18 protein-coding genes are annotated in these 16,556 nt (G+C 68.3%); 13 read left to right on the top strand and 5 right to left on the bottom strand.

The window, feature by feature from the left end:
* Positions 1-46: 46 nt before the first annotated feature.
* From AC0KUR_RS07165 to AC0KUR_RS07155, 3 genes are all read right to left on the bottom strand, one after another.
* Positions 47-1,759 carry a M36 family metallopeptidase gene (locus tag AC0KUR_RS07165; RefSeq protein ID WP_473375606.1) on the bottom strand — a complete coding sequence of 571 codons (1,713 nt, stop codon included), beginning with the start codon at positions 1,757-1,759 and terminating at the stop codon, positions 47-49.
* Positions 1,760-2,234: 475 nt separating this feature from the next.
* On the bottom strand, positions 2,235-3,179 hold the full coding sequence (locus AC0KUR_RS07160; protein ID WP_034186108.1) for a GlxA family transcriptional regulator: 945 nt from the start codon (positions 3,177-3,179) through the stop codon (positions 2,235-2,237).
* Positions 3,180-3,304: 125 nt separating this feature from the next.
* The gene (locus AC0KUR_RS07155; RefSeq protein WP_226252706.1) at positions 3,305-4,267 is read right to left on the bottom strand and encodes a helix-turn-helix domain-containing protein; all 963 of its coding nucleotides are present in this window, start codon (positions 4,265-4,267) and stop codon (positions 3,305-3,307) included.
* A gap of 245 nt (positions 4,268-4,512) precedes the next feature.
* Here AC0KUR_RS07155 and AC0KUR_RS07150 point away from each other — a divergent pair, with 245 nt between their 5' ends.
* Genes AC0KUR_RS07150 through AC0KUR_RS07120 form a run of 7 tightly spaced genes read left to right on the top strand, consistent with a single transcriptional unit; the run spans position 4,513 to position 10,003 of the window.
* A complete protein-coding gene (locus AC0KUR_RS07150) occupies positions 4,513-5,670 on the top strand; it encodes an amine dehydrogenase large subunit (RefSeq protein ID WP_226252705.1) in 1,158 nt (385 codons plus the stop codon).
* A 7-nt stretch (positions 5,671-5,677) separates the two neighbouring features.
* The gene (locus AC0KUR_RS07145; protein ID WP_473375605.1) at positions 5,678-6,232 is read left to right on the top strand and encodes a MauE/DoxX family redox-associated membrane protein; all 555 of its coding nucleotides are present in this window, start codon (positions 5,678-5,680) and stop codon (positions 6,230-6,232) included.
* Positions 6,229-6,855, top strand: a complete 627-nt coding sequence (mauD, locus tag AC0KUR_RS07140; RefSeq protein WP_059556895.1) for a methylamine dehydrogenase accessory protein MauD — start codon at positions 6,229-6,231, stop codon at positions 6,853-6,855. Before AC0KUR_RS07145 ends, mauD begins: the two co-directional genes overlap by 4 nt.
* A 39-nt stretch (positions 6,856-6,894) precedes the next feature.
* A complete protein-coding gene (locus AC0KUR_RS07135) occupies positions 6,895-7,428 on the top strand; it encodes a methylamine dehydrogenase light chain (protein ID WP_034186113.1) in 534 nt (177 codons plus the stop codon).
* Positions 7,425-7,925: a c-type cytochrome gene (locus AC0KUR_RS07130; protein ID WP_034186114.1), complete on the top strand. Its 501-nt coding sequence runs from the start codon at positions 7,425-7,427 to the stop codon at positions 7,923-7,925. Before AC0KUR_RS07135 ends, AC0KUR_RS07130 begins: the two co-directional genes overlap by 4 nt.
* On the top strand, positions 7,922-8,464 hold the full coding sequence (locus AC0KUR_RS07125) for a c-type cytochrome (RefSeq protein ID WP_175026770.1): 543 nt from the start codon (positions 7,922-7,924) through the stop codon (positions 8,462-8,464). The genes AC0KUR_RS07130 and AC0KUR_RS07125 overlap by 4 nt, the downstream gene beginning before the upstream one ends.
* Positions 8,465-8,497: 33 nt before the next feature.
* Positions 8,498-10,003: an aldehyde dehydrogenase family protein gene (locus tag AC0KUR_RS07120; protein ID WP_175026771.1), complete on the top strand. Its 1,506-nt coding sequence runs from the start codon at positions 8,498-8,500 to the stop codon at positions 10,001-10,003.
* A gap of 65 nt (positions 10,004-10,068) precedes the next feature.
* Here AC0KUR_RS07120 and AC0KUR_RS07115 read toward each other — a convergent pair whose 3' ends face one another.
* Positions 10,069-10,512 (bottom strand): DMT family transporter, encoded by a 444-nt coding sequence (locus tag AC0KUR_RS07115; RefSeq protein ID WP_124607612.1) that lies wholly within the window; start codon positions 10,510-10,512, stop codon positions 10,069-10,071.
* A gap of 121 nt (positions 10,513-10,633) precedes the next feature.
* On the opposite strand from AC0KUR_RS07115, the gene AC0KUR_RS07110 reads away from it, so the two are divergent.
* Complete coding sequence (locus AC0KUR_RS07110) at positions 10,634-11,515, top strand: LysR family transcriptional regulator (protein ID WP_069705475.1); 882 nt, start codon at positions 10,634-10,636, stop codon at positions 11,513-11,515.
* Between the two features lie 36 nt (positions 11,516-11,551).
* Here AC0KUR_RS07110 and AC0KUR_RS07105 read toward each other — a convergent pair whose 3' ends face one another.
* Positions 11,552-11,719: a hypothetical protein gene (locus AC0KUR_RS07105; RefSeq protein ID WP_473375604.1), complete on the bottom strand. Its 168-nt coding sequence runs from the start codon at positions 11,717-11,719 to the stop codon at positions 11,552-11,554.
* 336 nt (positions 11,720-12,055) lie between these two features.
* On the opposite strand from AC0KUR_RS07105, the gene AC0KUR_RS07100 reads away from it, so the two are divergent.
* The 5 genes from AC0KUR_RS07100 to AC0KUR_RS07080 all read left to right on the top strand — a co-directional run bounded on the left by AC0KUR_RS07100 (position 12,056) and on the right by AC0KUR_RS07080 (position 16,550).
* Positions 12,056-13,009: a choline ABC transporter substrate-binding protein gene (locus tag AC0KUR_RS07100; protein WP_034186118.1), complete on the top strand. Its 954-nt coding sequence runs from the start codon at positions 12,056-12,058 to the stop codon at positions 13,007-13,009.
* 61 nt (positions 13,010-13,070) lie between these two features.
* Complete coding sequence (cdhC, locus tag AC0KUR_RS07095) at positions 13,071-14,000, top strand: 3-dehydrocarnitine:acetyl-CoA trimethylamine transferase CdhC (protein WP_473375603.1); 930 nt, start codon at positions 13,071-13,073, stop codon at positions 13,998-14,000.
* An 85-nt stretch (positions 14,001-14,085) separates the two neighbouring features.
* Positions 14,086-15,051 (top strand): L-carnitine dehydrogenase, encoded by a 966-nt coding sequence (locus tag AC0KUR_RS07090; protein WP_473375602.1) that lies wholly within the window; start codon positions 14,086-14,088, stop codon positions 15,049-15,051.
* Positions 15,052-15,061: 10 nt separating this feature from the next.
* Entirely contained in the window at positions 15,062-15,550 is a 489-nt protein-coding gene (locus tag AC0KUR_RS07085; protein ID WP_034186121.1) for a thioesterase family protein, read from the top strand.
* Positions 15,551-15,593: 43 nt separating this feature from the next.
* Positions 15,594-16,550: an alpha/beta hydrolase gene (locus tag AC0KUR_RS07080; protein WP_034186122.1), complete on the top strand. Its 957-nt coding sequence runs from the start codon at positions 15,594-15,596 to the stop codon at positions 16,548-16,550.
* Positions 16,551-16,556 lie beyond the last annotated feature (6 nt).

The following is a 16,556-nucleotide window of genomic DNA, read 5'->3' as shown; positions in this document are numbered from 1 at the left end:
GGGAGCGCGCCGCAGGTCGTGCGCCGCACTCCCGCCTGCTGCGGAATTACGACTTCTGCGGGACGGTCACGCCGTACGTGCAGCTCTTGTTGTACGCGTTGCCGATCGCGGTGAGCTGCGCGTTGCTGTAGCCGAGCGCGGATGCGGCCGTCAGCACGGCCTGCGCGGCGGCCTTCTGGTTGGTCGAGCTGTTGGTCATCGACAGCCCCTTCAGGAACGCCTTGTCCATCGCCTGCGCGCCGATCGCGTCGCGCGCGACGAGGTTGCACGACGCCCAGTACTGGCCGGCCGTATGGATCTCCGCGCCGCGTGCCTGCGCATAGGTGCGCCCGACGTTCCAGTTGGTCACGCGGCCGCCCCAGTATTCGTTGTGGCCGTCCCAGTTGTAGACCCAGTGGTACTGCGCGTCCGACGGGCTCCACTGGTTGAAGTCGCGGCTGTACGCGGCGGCGAGATAGTCGCCGGTGCCTTCGGACAAGCCTTCCTGTTGCGACAGGCCGCCGTTCGTCACCCAGTCGTGGATGCCGTGGCCGAGTTCGTGGATCACGACGTCCGCATCTTCCGCGTCGTCGACGCCGCCCTGACCGAAGGTCAGCCGGCCGCTGCTCGACGAGTACGACGAGTTGTCGTCGCCCGATTCGCCGTGCGGGTCGTACTGCACGCCGCCGGTGTACTGGTACGGGAGCGCCTTGATGCCGAGCGTCTGGTTCACGTAACGCAGGAACGTGTCGATGTGGTAGTACGCGTTCACGGCCTCGAAGTACAGGTTGCCGCGCGTGAACTCGAACGTGGGCGTCGATTGCGACGGGCATGCCTTGTCGAGCGGCGCATCGAAATCGATGCACGCCGCGTACGGGCCCGTCAGCGTGTAGCGCGAACCCGACTGCGCGAGATCCTTCAGCGTCACGCGCACGCGCGCGGCCGTGAGCTGCGTCGAATCGGCGTCGTTGTTGTCCTTGTAGCCCGTGCTGCCGTAGCTGCTCTTCGTCGGCGACAGCGGATCGGGCCGGAACACGAAGCCGGTGCCGTCGGTTGCGTAGAACGCCTTGTCCTCGGCGCGCAGCACTTCGCCGCTGCCCGAATCGATCAGCAATTCCCAGTCGCCCTTCGGCCCGTCCTGCGGGCGGCCGCGCACCTTCCACGCGGTGTGCGTGCCGGCCTGGTCGACGAACGCGACGAGCCGCGCGTCGAGATGCGTGAAGCCGCTCACGCCGAGATACGCACGGGCGCGGTCGAGCGCCTGCTGCTGGTCGACGGCCTGCGACTTGCGCGTCGTCGCGACCACCCCGTTGATCGTGTTGCTCGCGACGTACAGGATGCGGCCATCCTTCGCGACCGTCACCGCGATGTCGCTGCCGTACACGGGCAGTCCGGCGGCCTGCTGCTGCAGGCGTACGACGGTGAAGTCGGCGTCGTTGCGCTCGGACGTGACGACGAGGCTCGCGAGCGCGGTCGCGTCGAGCCCGAGTTGCGCCGCCTGCGATGCGACGAAGTCGCGTGCGGTCGCGGCGGGCGTCGCGGCGGCCTTCCTGGCGCGATAGGCCGGGTTGTACAGCGTGACGGCGATGCCGTCCGCGCGGAACTGCCCGCCGGCCGTATCGGATTTCGCGGCCGGCGGCGCGACGCCGCGCGTCAGGCTTTCGCGCAGGCTCGCGGCCTGCGGGTTCGACACCTTCGTATCGGCCAGGGTGCCGCCGACGATGCCGAAGCCGAGCGCGAGACCCAGGGCGAGCGGCAATGCGTTGCGTGATGTCTGCATACGTGATCCTCATCTCAACGGTTGGACACGCCCGCGCGTTCGTGGCGCGCAGGCACGACACGGCCCGCGCGCCGGTTCGATGGAACCGGTGCGGCGAAGCGGTGTTGGGAGTGTCGACTGACTAAGGAAACCTAAATGTCAGGTCGAAAAGAAACAGGCGGAAGAGGCGATGGAGAAGCGAACGGCAGGCAGGTGCGGCGACGGCGAATCGAGCATCGTCATGTCTTACCCCTCGGATCGATATTGATATCGGTGGCGGCCCGTGCGGGACGAGATGCGTCGCGCACGTCGCGCGCCTCGTTAGGCTGCCTATCTAATTGCGAGGTATGTTACAGAATATTTTCAGCGACATTCCAAATTATTTTCGATGATCGCCTCGGTTGGCCGATCAATCGCCGGCATTGTTCAGCGAACGGCGGGAAACGCTGCCGGAACGCGTAATACCGCGCCGGATTGTGATTAAAAGCCGCGACGATCAGCGCGTCGCGCGGCGATCGCTGCGCGGGCTGACGCCGAACCGTGCGCGATACGTGCGCGAGAAATGCGACGGCGATTCGAACCCGCAGGCGACGCACACCGACGTGATGCTCATGTCGGTCTGCTGCAGCAGTTCGCGCGCGCGATCGAGGCGCAGGTTCAGGTAGAAGTGCGTCGGCGTGTCGTTCAAGGTCGCGCTGAACAGCCGTTCGAGCTGGCGCCGCGTGATCGACACATCCTGCGCGAGCGCGTCGGAGCCGAGCGGGTTCTCCATGTGCTGCTGCATCGTGCCGATGACCTGGATCAGCTTGCGGTTGTGCACGCCGTAGCGTGCGGCGATCTCGAGCCGCTGGCTGTCCGAGCGCTGCCGGATGCGGCTGACGACGAACTGCTCGGAGATCGCCGCCGCGAGGTCGGCGCCATGCCGGCGGCCGATCAGGTCGAGCATCATGTCGATCGACGCGGTGCCGCCCGCGCACGTGATGCGCCGGTCGTCGATCTCGAACAGTTCCTGCGTCGCATTCAGGCCCGGATAGCGCTCGCGGAATGCGGCGAGCGCTTCCCAGTGCAGCGTGAGCGGTTGCGACGCGTCGAACAGCCCGGCTTCCGCGAGCACGAAGCTGCCCGTGTCGATGCCGCCGAGCGTCGCACCGTGGCGGTGCTGGCGGCGCAGCCAGTCGCCGAGCGCGCGCGTGTAGCACACGAGCGGATCGAAGCCCGCGACGACGAACACCGTGTCGACCTGCTCGACGTCCGCGCACGCGGCTTCGGCCGCGACCGGAATGCCGTTGCTCGCGGCGACGGGCGCGCCGTCGGCGCTGATCACGTGCCAGCGATAGAGTTCGGTGCGAAAGCGGTTCGCGACGCGCAGCGGTTCGACCGCCGACATGAAGCCGAGCGCGGAGAAACCGGGCAGCAACAGGAAGTGAAAATCCTCGGGCATCGGGGCAGGGGATCGAATCCGGTGGTCGTCTCGCGTCGCACGGGGAGGCGATCGGGCGGGCCTGCGCCGCGCCGGTTCGCTCGCGCCGAACGGTCAGCGAGAGATTATCGCGGGTTTTGCGCGCGTCAGCGCGTTTTTGTGCCGCGCATGGAACGGCGCGCGGTGGTCGACGGCAGTTCGCCGAATTGCGCCTTGTACGCGTTCGCGAAATGACCGAGATGGATGAAGCCCCAGCGCGCGGCGGCATCGCTGATCGGCACCTCGGCCTGCCGCGTGTCGAGCAGCATCCGTCGCACCTGCGACAGGCGCAGCGAGCGCACATAGTGCAACGGGCTCGTCTGGACGACCGACTGGAAGCTGTTCTGCATCGTGCGCCGGCTCACGCGCAACTGCGCGCACAGGCTCAGCACGTCGACCGGCGCTTCGGGGTGCCCGATCACGTAGTCGTGCACGCGGCGCACGATGTCGGCGCGGCATGCATGCGTGAGCCGGTTCGACGGCTCGGGCATCCGGTACGTGAGCAGATCGACGAGCACGTTGCCGACTTCGCCGCGCAGATCGCGCTGCACGCGTGCGTCGGCGTATGTCTCGGGGGAGGACAGCACGCGTTCGAGCTGCGTCGCGATCTGCACGCTCGCGCGCATCAGCACGGCCGTCGGCATGTCGACGACGCCGCGCCGCAGCGTCGCTTCGTCGAGGCGCACATCGGCGGCATCCTCGACCTGCTGCAGCAGGTCGGCATCGGCGACGACGCCGATCAGCGACATGTCGTCGGGCGAATGCAGTTCGAACGGGACGCCGCCGCGTGCCACCACCATCGTGCCGCGTTCGATCCGTGCGCCGCCAAACGCGAACGCGCCCGCGCCGGTGAGCGGCATGCCGAACACCGTATCGCCGGGCGGCAGCCGGCCGCGCTGGATGATGCGCACGTTCGCGGCTTCCTGGAACAGCTGCAGGCCGTCGAGCATCGCGTGCTTGACCGCGCTGCGGTACGAACCCGGGCCGATCTGGTCGTAGCGCTGGTTCCAGCCGCGCAGCGCCTCGGCATGCCGGTCCGCGTCGTCGAACATCTCGTGAAACACGAACACAGCGCCTCCGGGGGTGTCGAGCAGGACCGCGAAAGATTAAACCGGCCGAGCGGTCGGCGCAATAAGGGGGAGCGCGATTCCGCACGCATTCTTCAGAGGGTCGGAAGGCGTCCCGCCGCCGAGGCTTTCACGCGCATTTCCAATATCCCGAATCGGCACGCACGCGTTGCCGGTCCGGGTGCTGACCGGATTTATTGTCGAACTACAGTCGCCCCACATTACGTGAATCCCCAACTGGAGGCGACATGAGGACAAGGCGACGAAGCGCGGCGCTCGCGGCGACGCTGGCGTGCGCGGCGGCGTGGGTCGGCAGCGCGAACGCGACGGAACAGCCCGAGGAGCTGGTCGTGCAGAAGATGCCGCCATGGCATCCGCACGAGGTCTATATCGTCGACATCTCGATGCCGTCGATGACCGACGGGCGCATCTACGTGTACGACGCCGATGCGAAGAGGCTGCTCGGCCAGATCGACGGCGGCTTCGGCCCCGGCCTCGCGATCTCGCCGGACCACAAGACGAGCTTCGTCGCGACGACCTACTTCTCGCGCGGCTCGCACGGCACGCGCACCGACGTCGTCGAGATGACCGACAACACGACGCTCGATCACGCGGGCGAGATCGTGATTCCGGCCAAGCATGCGCAGCATGTGCCGTCGCCGTACAACACCGCGTTCAGCGCCGACGGCAAGCGGCTGTACGTCGCGAACATCACGCCGGCCGCGTCGGTGACGGTGATCGACGCCGTCACGAAGAAGGTGCTGTCGGAGATCGACACGGCCGCCTGCGTGCTCGCGTATCCGTCGGGCAACGACCGCTTCACCGCGCTGTGCGAGAGCGGCAAGGCGCTGAGCGTCACGCTCGACGCGAACGGCAAGGAAACGAAGCGCACGATGTCGGACGCGTTCATCGACGTCGACAAGGATCCGGCCTTCGTGAACGCGTCGCGGTACAACGGCGGCTATCTGTTCACGACATACGGCGGCAACGTGCGCAGCGCGGATTTCGGCGGCGACCAGCCGGCGTTCGGCAAGCCGTGGCCGTTGCTGACGGACGCCGAGCGTACCGAAGGCTGGCGCCCCGGCGGCATGCAGCAGACGGCCGTGCAGGCGAGGCAGAACCGCTACTACGTGCTGATGCACAAGGGCGCCGACGGCTCGCACAAGGATCCCGGCACGCAGGTGTGGGTGTACGACCTGAAGTCGAAGCAGCGTGTCGCGCGCTGGGATCTCGCGCAGCAGAAGGTCGACCCGCTCGTGTCGATCCAGGTCAGCGAGGACGACAAGCCGCTGTTCTACGGACTGACGGCGACGTCCGACCTCGTCGTGATGGATGCGCGCACCGGCAAGCTGCAGCACGTCGAGAAGCAGATCGGCAATACGTCGTCGCTGCTCGTCAACCCGTGAGGCCGCGATGACCCTCGATCCCGTACTCGCCACCAGCGCGCAAGCCGGCGCGGCCGTCGTCGTGCTGCTCGGCGCCTTCGCGAAGATGCGCCGGCCCGCCGCGTTCCGTCGGGCGCTCGCCGGCTACCGGCTGTTGCCCGATACGCTGACCGCGCCCGTCGCGTTCGCGATTCCGCTCGCGGAAGCGATCGGCGCTGCAGCGCTGCTGTTTCCCGATACGCGCATGGCCGGTGCGCTCGGCCTGATCGCGCTGCTGCTGGCCTTCGCGGCCGGGCTCGCGATCAACCTGCTGCGCGGCCATACCGACATCGACTGCGGCTGTTCCGGCTTCACCGCCGCGCGCGCGGACGCGCCGCGCGGCATCGGCTGGCTGCATGTCGGCCGCGTGCTGCTGCTCGTCGCGCTGGCCGCGACCGCGTTCGTCGAACCGGGCACGCGCGCCGTCGTGTGGTTCGACTACCTGACGCTGTTCTTCTCCGCGCTGCTGATCGTCTGCGCGCTGCTCACCGTCGACGTGCTGCTCGCCAACGTCCCGCGCCTTGTCCACTTGAGGAATTCATGATGCAAACCGCTCTCACCGTTTCCACCGCCCTGCTGTGGGTGGCCGTCCTCGCGCTCGGCGCGATCTGCCTCGCGCTGGTGCGCCAGATCGGCATCCTGTACGAACGCATCATGCCGGCCGGCGCGCTGATGATCGACAAGGGGCCGGCGGTCGGCGCGATCGCGCCGACATTCGAACTGACCGACATTCGCGGCGCGCAGGTGAAGGTCGGCGGCTTCGATGCGGCCGGCAAGGCGACGCTGCTGTTCTTCCTGTCGCCGACGTGCCCGGTCTGCAAGAAGCTGCTGCCGCTGCTGCCGTCGCTGCAGGCAAGCGAAGCGACGCCGGTGAACATCGTGCTCGCGAGCGACGGCGACGTCGACGAACACGCGCGCTTCGCGCGCAAGCACGACCTCGGACGCTTCCCGTACGTGCTGTCGCAGGAACTCGGACTCGCCTACCAGATCGGCAAGCTGCCGTACGCGGTGCTGCTCGACGAAACCGGCACGGTGCGCGCGAAGGGGCTCGTCAACACACGCGAGCATCTCGAGAGCCTGTTCGAGGCGAAAGAGCGCGGCGTCGCGTCGCTGCAGGCGTTCGTGCACGGCGATCACAGCCACGACGCGCATGCGCAGCACGCATGACCGGCCGACCCACTTACAACGTCATGGGAGAACAACGACATGGGCCTGTTTGATTCATGGTTCGAGCGGTCGGCGCGCGGCGTCGCGCAGCACAGTTCGCGGCGCAGCGCGATGGCGAAGCTCGGCAAGGTGCTGGTGGGATCGGCGCTGCTGCCGTTGCTGCCGGTCGACCGCACCGCGTACGCGGCCGATGCGGCATCGGGCGCGTCAGGCGCCGCCGCGGGGGCGAGCGACGACCCGATGAGCTGCGACTACTGGAAATACTGCGCGATCGACGGCTGGCTCTGCAGTTGCTGCGGCGGCACGTCGAGCAGCTGCCCGCCCGGCACGACGCCTTCGCCGATTACGTGGATCGGCACCTGTCGCAACCCGCACGACGGTTCGGACTACATCGTGTCGTACAACGACTGCTGCGGCAAGACGTCGTGCGGCAAGTGCTTCTGCAACCGCAACGAGCGCGAGAAGCCGCTGTACAAGCTGTCGCTGAACAACGACATCAACTGGTGCATGGCGAACGGCAATTCGAATTACCACTGTTCGGTTTCGGTTCTGCTGGGAGCGGCAAAACAATGAACGTGATGCAGGCAGGAAAGATCGTCTTGACATGCATGACCGCGATGGCGGCCTTCGCGCTGCCGGGTGCGGCCGGCGCGCAGGAAACCGTGCATGACCCGGCCGGGAAAAGCCTGTTCGATGCGCAGTGCGCGGTGTGCCACCAGGCCGGCGGGAAAGGGCAGGACGGCCTCGCGCCGCCGCTGACCGAGTATCCGGGCAAGTACGCGGCGGCCGAGCCGGGGCGTGCGCAACTGATCGCGACGCTGCTGCACGGGATGTTCGGCGAGATCACGGTGCACGACAAGCGCTACAACTTCAAGATGCCGTCGTTCGCAAGCGCGAGCGACGACGACATCGCGCACCTGCTCAACTACGTCGTGTTCGACCTCAACGCGCAGCACGGCGACGCAAAGCCGTTCACGGCGGCCGATATCCGCGCGGCGCGGGCGAAGCAGATGGACGGCACGGCCGTGCATGCGCAACGCGCGGTGGTGATCAAGGGGCTCGGCCTGTGAACGGCGCCGACGCGTCCCGCGCGCACGCCGGTGCCCCGGGAAGGCGGGGCGCGTCGGCGCGGCTCGGCGGGGTATCGCGTCGCCTGTCGTCGTGGCTGCTGCTGGCGGGTGCCGTCGCGTCGGCGGTCGCACCGCCCGCGCATGCCGACGGCGCGGCCGACGCGACGCGCGCGCGACAGCACTGGGTGCTCAACTGCATGGGCTGCCATACGGCGACGGGCGGCGGCATTCCCGGCAAGGTGCCGCCACTCGCGAATTCGCTCGGCTATTTCACGCATCTGCCGGCCGGGCGCGAGTACGTGATGCGCGTGCCCGGCGCCTCGAATTCGGCGCTGTCGGACCAGGATCTGGCCGACGTGCTCAACTGGGTGCTCGTGACGATGAACCGCGATGCGCTGCCGCGCGACTTCCGGCCCTATACGGCCGCCGAAGTCGCCGCGCATCGCCGCCCCGCCTTCGCCGACGTCGCGACCGTGCGCGCCGGACTGGTCCGTGCGTTGCAGGCGCGCGGGATCGACGGCGTCACGGACCGTTACTGACCGGCTCATTCGACGAATCAAGGAAACGTGGACATGGAGACGAACGAAACCTTTGCGTTGCTCGACGCGACGCGCGCATTTCTCGCGAAGCCGAAGAAGATGCTGATCGGCGCGGAGTGGAGCGATGCCGCGTCGGGCCGCCAGCTCGATGTCGTGAACCCGGCCGATGGCACCGTGATCGCGCGCGTGCCCGCAGCGGACGAGCGCGACGTGCAGCAGGCGGTGGCCGCCGCGCGGCGCGCATTCGATGCGGGCCCGTGGCGCACCGCGAAGACCACCGACCGCGAGCGCCTGCTGCTCGTGCTCGCCGACCTGATCGAAGCGAACGCGCGCGAGCTCGCCGAGATCGAGTCGCTCGACAACGGCAAGCCGGTCACGGTCGCGCAGGGGCTCGATGTCGCGATGGCCGCGCAGTGCTTCCGCTACATGGCCGGCTGGGCGACGAAGATCGAAGGCAGCGTGATCGACGCCGGCATGCCGTACCTGCCGGACAGCGAGATCTTTACCTATACGCGCAAGGAGCCCGTCGGCGTGGTCGGCGCGATCATCCCGTGGAATTTCCCGCTGCTGATGGCGGCGTGGAAGATTGCGCCGGCACTCGCGACCGGTTGCACGGTCGTGCTGAAGCCCGCCGAAGACACGCCGCTGAGCGCGCTGCGACTGGGCGAACTGATCCAGGCGGCCGGGTTCCCGGACGGCGTCGTCAATCTCGTCACGGGCGACGGCCGCACGGCCGGCGCGGCATTGTCGCGCGATCCGCGCATCGACAAGATCGCATTCACGGGTTCGACGCAGACGGGCAAGACGATCGGCCACGCGGCGCTCGACAACATGACGCGGATGTCGCTCGAACTCGGCGGCAAGTCGCCGGTGATCGTGCTGCCCGACGTCGATCTCGACAAGGCCGCGCTGGGCGTCGCGAACGCGATCTTCTTCAACCAGGGGCAGGTGTGCACGGCCGGTTCGCGTGCGTATATCCACTCGAAGGTGTTCGACGGCGTGATCGAGCGCGTCGCGCAGATCGCCGCGAGCCTGAAGATCGGCCCGGGGATGGACCCGTCGACGCAGATCGGCCCGCTCGTCTCCGCGAAGCAGCGCGAACGCGTGTGCGGTTACATCGATTCGGGGTTCGGCGAAGGGGCGCGCGCGGCGGCGGGCGGCCGCGCGATCGACGGCCCCGGCTTCTTCGTCGAACCGACCGTGCTGGTCGATGCGACGCAGGCGATGCGCGTCGTGCGCGAGGAGATCTTCGGGCCGGTGCTCGTCGCGATGCCGTTCGACGATCCCGATACGGCCGTGCAACTCGCGAACGACACGCCGTACGGCCTCGGCGCGAGCATCTGGTCGAACGATCTGTCGGCGATCCACAAGCTGATCCCGCGTATCGCGGCCGGCACGGTGTGGGTCAATTGCCATTCGCTGCTCGACAACGCATTGCCGTTCGGCGGGATGAAGCAGTCGGGCTTCGGCCGCGAACTCGGCCGCGCCGTGATCGACCAGTACACGGAAAGCAAGTCGGTGATGATGAACTACGCGTGAGCGTCGTCGCGGGCGCGTGCGTGGCCGGCGGGTCGGCACGCACGCGCGCGCCGACGGCCTTGCGTTCACGCGCGGATCAGCACGACCCCGAGGATCAGGCACGCCGCGCCGGCCATGCGGACCGGGCTGGCCGAATGCCGTTCGATGCCGAGCACGCCGAAGTGGTCGAACACGAGCGCGCCCGTCATCTGCCCGACGACGATCAGCGCGAGCGTCGTGGCCGCGCCCAGTCGCGGCACCATCAATATCGCGATGCCGACGAATAGCGCGCCGAAGAATCCGCCGGTCCAGCTGAACCACGTGCCGGCGCCGGGGAAGGGGCCGTTCAGGCGCGGATGCGGCGACAGCAGCGCGACGGCCAGCATCGCGGCCAGGCCGACAAGGTAGCTGACCGACCCGGCCCACCACGGCGAGCCGAGCTGCGCGCGGAGGTTCGCGTTGAGCACTTGCTGCAACGCGACGCTGATGCCGGCCGCCACGACCAGCAGATAGGACAGGAGGGTAGTCACGTCGATGAACGCTCCGTATCAACGGCCGGAACGGGGATGCCGGCACGGAAGGCTTTCATTCTGCGGAGCGCGCCGGTATAACACAAATATCTAATTCGGCGCGTATCCATCTCGTTTCGGCATGCCATCACTCCGGCAAATCCAGTATTTCCTGACCGTGGCCGATCTCGGCGGCTTCACGCCGGCCGCGGGCGCGCTCCATGTCGCGCAGTCGGCGCTCAGCCGGCAGATCGGGCAGCTCGAGGAGGAACTCGGTTTCCTGCTGTTCGACCGGGAGCCGAGAGGCGTGCGGCTCACGCCTGCCGGCGCGATCTATCGTGAACGCGTGGCATCGATCCCGGCCACGCTGACGGCCGCGGCCGAAGAGGGTTCGCAGCTGTCGCGCGGAGCGGCCGGCGTGCTGCGGCTTCTGCATTCCAGCACCGTTCCCGTCAGCAGCCTGATGCCCGATCTCGAGCGTTTCATGAGCGATTGCCCGGGCGCGCGCATCGATCTCGATCGCGCGTCGTCCGAAGATCAGGTATCGGAAATCGCGAGCGGCCATGCCGACATCGGGATCGTCCGCTTGCCGGTGCTGCGGCGCGACGCGCGTGTGCGTTTCGTCGAATGGGCCACGGAACGCCTGTGCGTGGCGGTGCCCGCCGATCATCCGCTCGCGGGCCGCAAGCGCGTCGCGATCTCGCGGTTGCGGCGCGAGCCGTTCGTGTCGGCGGTGTATCGGGAGCGAGGCGGGCTCGCGCGCGTCGTGATCGATCTGTGCCTGAAGCGGGGCTTCGTGCCGGCCGCGGCGCGGATCGTATCGCCGAAGACGTCGATGCTGAATCTCGTCGCGGCGGGGCACGGCGTGGCGATCGTGCCGGAGCGGATGGCGAGTCTCGGGATCGACGGCGTCGTGTTCGTGCCGATGTCGGACGAAGACGCGAGATCGGCGTGCGCGCTGCTGCTGCCGGTCGAGCCGACGGTGCTGGCGGCGGCGTTCGTGCGAGTGGTGACGGCCGGCTGAGCGCGGCACGTCGCCACCGTGACGGCCAGCGCGGGCTCAGACGCGGTATCCCGATTCACGCATCAACTGGCGCGAGGCATCACTGCGCGGGCCTTCCGCGTCGAACCGCGCGCGCAGCCGCGTGTCGGCCTTGACGAGCACGGCGCGGTGCATGACCGCAACGATGGCGAAAACGGCCACGACGAAAAGAGCGGTAAGGATCATGGGGTTCCTGAGTGGCCGGACACGCTGACGGCACCAGCATAGAGCCGATCCGCGGCACCCGGCGAGGCGTCGGAAATCTGTCAGTGTCGCCAGCGCCGAATCGAAAGCCGCACGCCGCATCGGGGCAACCCGGTTTCGCCCCGAATCCGCGTCAAACACCCGCCCACCAAGCCTTGGGCAAAACCTAGTGGTTTCCACTCATAGTCGCAAACAGTCAAGAACAGGTCGCCGGCGGTCTTCTCGCGGCGAATATGGCTCGTTACTTTTACTCCCACGATGCAGGCCGGCGCCACTCCGCGCACCGGCTGCCGCGAGACCAACCGGGAGAACCGAACCATGAAGTCGACGAAGATCGCCGCGCTTGCCGCGGCCGTGCTGGCGACCGGCGCGTTCACGAACGCGGCGCTGGCCGAGACCGAGGCCGCGACCTGCCGCACCGTGCGTTTCGCGGATATCGGCTGGACCGACATCACGTCGACCACGGCGCTCGCGTCGACCGTGTTCGAGGCGCTCGGCTACAAGCCGACCACGACGATCGCGTCGGTGCCGATCTCGTTCGCGGGTCTCAAGAGCAAGCAGCTCGACGTGTCGCTCGGCTACTGGTGGCCGGTGCAGCAGAAGCAGCTCCAGCCGTTCCTCGACAGCAAGTCGATCAACGTCGTCGAGCCGCCGAACCTGTCCGGCGCGAAGGCGACGCTCGCGGTGCCGAGCTACGAATACCAGGCCGGCCTGAAGACCTTCGAGGACATCGCGAAGCACCGCGCGGAACTCGACGGCAAGATCTACGGGATCGAGCCGGGCAGCAGCGCGAACGCGACGATCCAGAAGATGATCGACACGAACCAGTACGGGCTCGGCGGCTTCAAGCTCGTCGAATCGAGCGAGGCCGGGATGCTGGTGACGGTCGAGCGCGCGATCCGCGAGAAGAAGTGGGTCGTGTTCCTCGGCTGGGAGCCGCACCCGATGAACATCCAGCTCAGCATGAACTACCTGTCCGGCGGCGACGCGGCGTTCGGGCCGAACTACGGCGAAGCGCGCGTGTACACGCTGACGGCGCCCGACTTCATCGCACGCTGCCCGAACGCGGGCAAGCTCGTGACGAACCTGCGCTTCTCGACGCAGCTCGAGAACCAGCTGATGCAGTCGGTGATGAACAAGACGAAGCCGGCCGAGGCCGCGAAGGCCTACCTGAAGAAGAATCCGCAGGTGCTCGATCCGTGGCTCGCGGGCGTCAAGACGTTCGACGGCAAGGACGGCCTGCCCGCCGTGAAGGCGTATCTCGGCCTGTGACGGCCGGCGCCCGCGCCACCCCCGCAATGCGACACAACTTGAATCAAGCGAGGCACCCAGCATGAACCATGAAGTCATCGTCACCTGCGCCGTCACCGGCGCGGGCGATACGGTCGGCAAGCATCCGGCGATTCCGGTCACGCCGAAGGAGATCGCGGCAGCCGCGATCGAAGCCGCGAAGGCCGGTGCGACGGTCGCGCACTGCCACGTGCGCGATCCGCAGACGGGCCGCGGCAGCCGCGACCCGAACCTGTACCGCGAAGTGGTGGACCGCATCCGCTCGGCCGACGTCGACGTGATCATCAACCTGACGGCCGGCATGGGCGGCGATCTCGAGATCGGCCCCGGCGAAGACCCGATGCGCTTCGGCAAGGGCACCGACCTGGTCGGCGGCCTCACGCGCCTCGCGCACGTCGAGGAACTGCTGCCCGAGATCTGCACGCTCGATTGCGGCACGCTGAATTTCGGCGACGGCGACTACATCTACGTGTCGACGCCCGCGCAGTTGCGCGCCGGCGCGAAGCGCATCCAGGCACTCGGCGTGAAGCCGGAACTGGAGATCTTCGACACGGGCCATCTGTGGTTCGCGAAGCAGTTGCTGAAGGAAGGGCTGCTCGACGATCCGCCGCTGTTCCAGCTCTGCCTCGGCATTCCGTGGGGTGCGCCGGCCGATACGGGCACGATGAAGGCGATGGTCGACAACCTGCCGCCGGGTGCGCATTGGGCCGGTTTCGGGATCGGCCGCATGCAGATGCCGATGGTCGCGCAGGCGATGCTGCTCGGCGGTCACGTGCGCGTCGGCCTCGAAGACAACATCTGGCTCGACCGCGGCGTGCATGCGACCAACGGCACGCTGGTCGAGCGCGCCCGCGAGATCGTCGAACGGCTCGGCGGCCGCGTGCTGACGCCGGCCGAGGGCCGCCGCAAGCTCGGCCTGCCGGCGCGCGGCGAGCGTCTGCTCGAACGTCGTGCGATCGCCGAATTCGCTTGAGTTTTCTTGCAAACCGACTGACACGGCGGCGCGCACCCAAGCGCGGCCGCCCACCGATTTCCCCTGATTTGAAGGATGCGTTGACATGGCTGTGAAGACCGACATCAAGACGTTCGCCGCCATCGGCACCGGCGTGATCGGCAGTGGCTGGATTTCCCGCGCGCTCGCGCACGGTCTCGACGTGGTCGTGTGGGACCCGGCGCCGGGCGCGGAGGAGCGGTTGCGCGCGAACGTCGCGAACGCGTGGCCCGCGCTCGAACGCGTCGGCCTCGCGCCGGGCGCCGATCCCGCGCGGCTGCGTTTCGTCCCGACGATCGAGGCATGCGTCGCCGACGCCGATTTCATCCAGGAAAGCGCGCCCGAGCGCGAGGCGCTGAAGCTCGAGCTGCACGAGCAGATCAGCCGCGCGGCGCGGCCCGACGCGATCATCGCGTCGTCGACGTCGGGGTTGCTGCCCACCGATTTCTACGCGCGGGCGACGCATCCGGAACGCTGCGTGGTCGGTCACCCGTTCAATCCCGTCTATCTGCTGCCGCTCGTCGAGGTGCTCGGCGGCGCGCGCACGTCGCCGGAAGCCGTCGAGGGCGCGATGGAGGTCTACCGCAAGCTCGGCATGCGGCCGCTGCACGTGCGCAAGGAGGTGCCGGGCTTCATCGCCGATCGCCTGCTCGAGGCGCTGTGGCGCGAGGCGCTGCACCTGGTCAACGAAGGCGTGGCGACGACCGGCGAGATCGACGATGCGATCCGCTTCGGCGCGGGCATCCGCTGGTCGTTCATGGGCACGTTCCTGACCTACACGCTGGCCGGCGGCGATGCGGGCATGCGACACTTCATGCAGCAGTTCGGCCCCGCGCTCGAACTGCCGTGGACGAAGCTGGTTGCGCCGACCCTGACCGACGCGCTGATCGACAGCGTCGTCGAAGGCACGACCGAACAGCAGGGCACGCGCAGCATCAAGGAACTCGAACGCTATCGCGACGAGTGCATCACCGAGGTGCTGAAAGCGATCGCCGCGGTGAAGGCGCGGCACGGCATGCGATTCGAGGACTAAAGGACAGGCGATGACGGGCGATACCCCGCTGACGATTTACCGCGACGTGGTGCGGCCCGAATGGGTCGACTACAACGGCCACCTGCGCGATGCGTTCTACCTGCTGATCTTCAGCTTCGCGACCGATGCATTGCTGGATCGCATCGGGCTCGACGACGCCGCGCGCCGCGAGCGGGGGCGCTCGGTCTACACGCTCGAAGCGCACGTGAACTACCTGCACGAGATCAAGGAAGGCACGCCGGTGCGCGTCGATGCGCGCGTGCTCGCGCACGACGCGAAGCGCCTGCACCTGTATCTCGAACTGTTCGCGCCAGGGCATGACGATCCGGTATCGGCGAGCGAGCAGATGCTGCTGCACGTCGACACGCGCGACGGTGCGAAATCGGCGCCGTTCGACGACGACGTGGCCGCGCGCGTGGCCGACTTGCATGCGTTGCAGCGCGATTGCGCGGCGCCTGCGTATGCGGGCCGCGTGATCGGCTTGCCGCCGCGCCGCTAGCGGCGACTTGCGTCCTTCAACGTGCGATCGCGGAGCGCGCACGATGCTCGAACCGGAAATCGCGGCGTTCGTCGCAGCCGTCGACGCGTGGTATCCGGCCGATGCGGCGGCGCGCTCGCCCGACGAGCAGCGCCGCCTCTACGACCGCTTCGCGGCCGCGTGGACGCCGGCCGCGCTGCCGCCCGGCATCGTGCGGCAGGACGCCGTGTGGCGCGCGGCGGACGGGCGCGCGATCGCGCTGCGGCGCTACACGTCCGCGCGCGGCGCATCGCGCGGCACGGTGCTGTTTTTTCATGGCGGCGGCTTCGTCGTCGGCTCGCTCGACAGCCATGCGCTGATCACCGCGCAACTCGCGGCCGACACGGGGCTCGACGTGATCGCCGTCGACTATCGTCTGGCGCCCGAACACCGCGCGCCGGCCGCGCTCGAGGATTGCCTGGACGTCACGCGCGCGGCGCGCGATGCCCGCTGGCCGTTCGGCGTGTGCGCGCATCCGCTGACGCTCGCGGGCGACAGCGCGGGCGGGATGCTCGCGGCGGCCGTCGCCACCGCGCTGCGCGATGCGGGCGAACGCAACGTCGACGGCATCGCGCTCGTTTATCCGATGCTCGGCTTCGAACCGCAATCGCCCGCGCGCGAGATCGAAGCGCGGGCGCCGATGCTGACGCTCGACGACGTGCATCGCTATCGCGCGCTGTACTGGGATGGGAACGTGTCCGACGTGCTGCGGGGCGGCGACCCGCTGTTGCGCGCGTCGGTGCCGCTCGAAGCGGCGCGTTTCGACGGCTTGCCGCCGGTGCTCGCGATCGGCGCGGAACACGATCCGCTGCGCGACGACGCGCGCGTGTACGTCGAACGGATTCGCGCGGCCGGCGGGGTCGCGCGCGACTGGATGGGACAGGGGCTGGTGCACGGCTGCTGGCGCGCGCTCGGGACGAGCCCGCAGGCCGCGCGCATGCACCGGATGGTCGGCGGGTTTTTGCTCGCACCACACGCGTAGCGGGCG

The organism is Burkholderia sp. YHN3-13 (assembly GCF_055810675.1).
The sequence above is the reverse complement of the archived record's forward strand: the minus strand, read 5'-3'. Positions and strand labels throughout refer to the sequence as shown.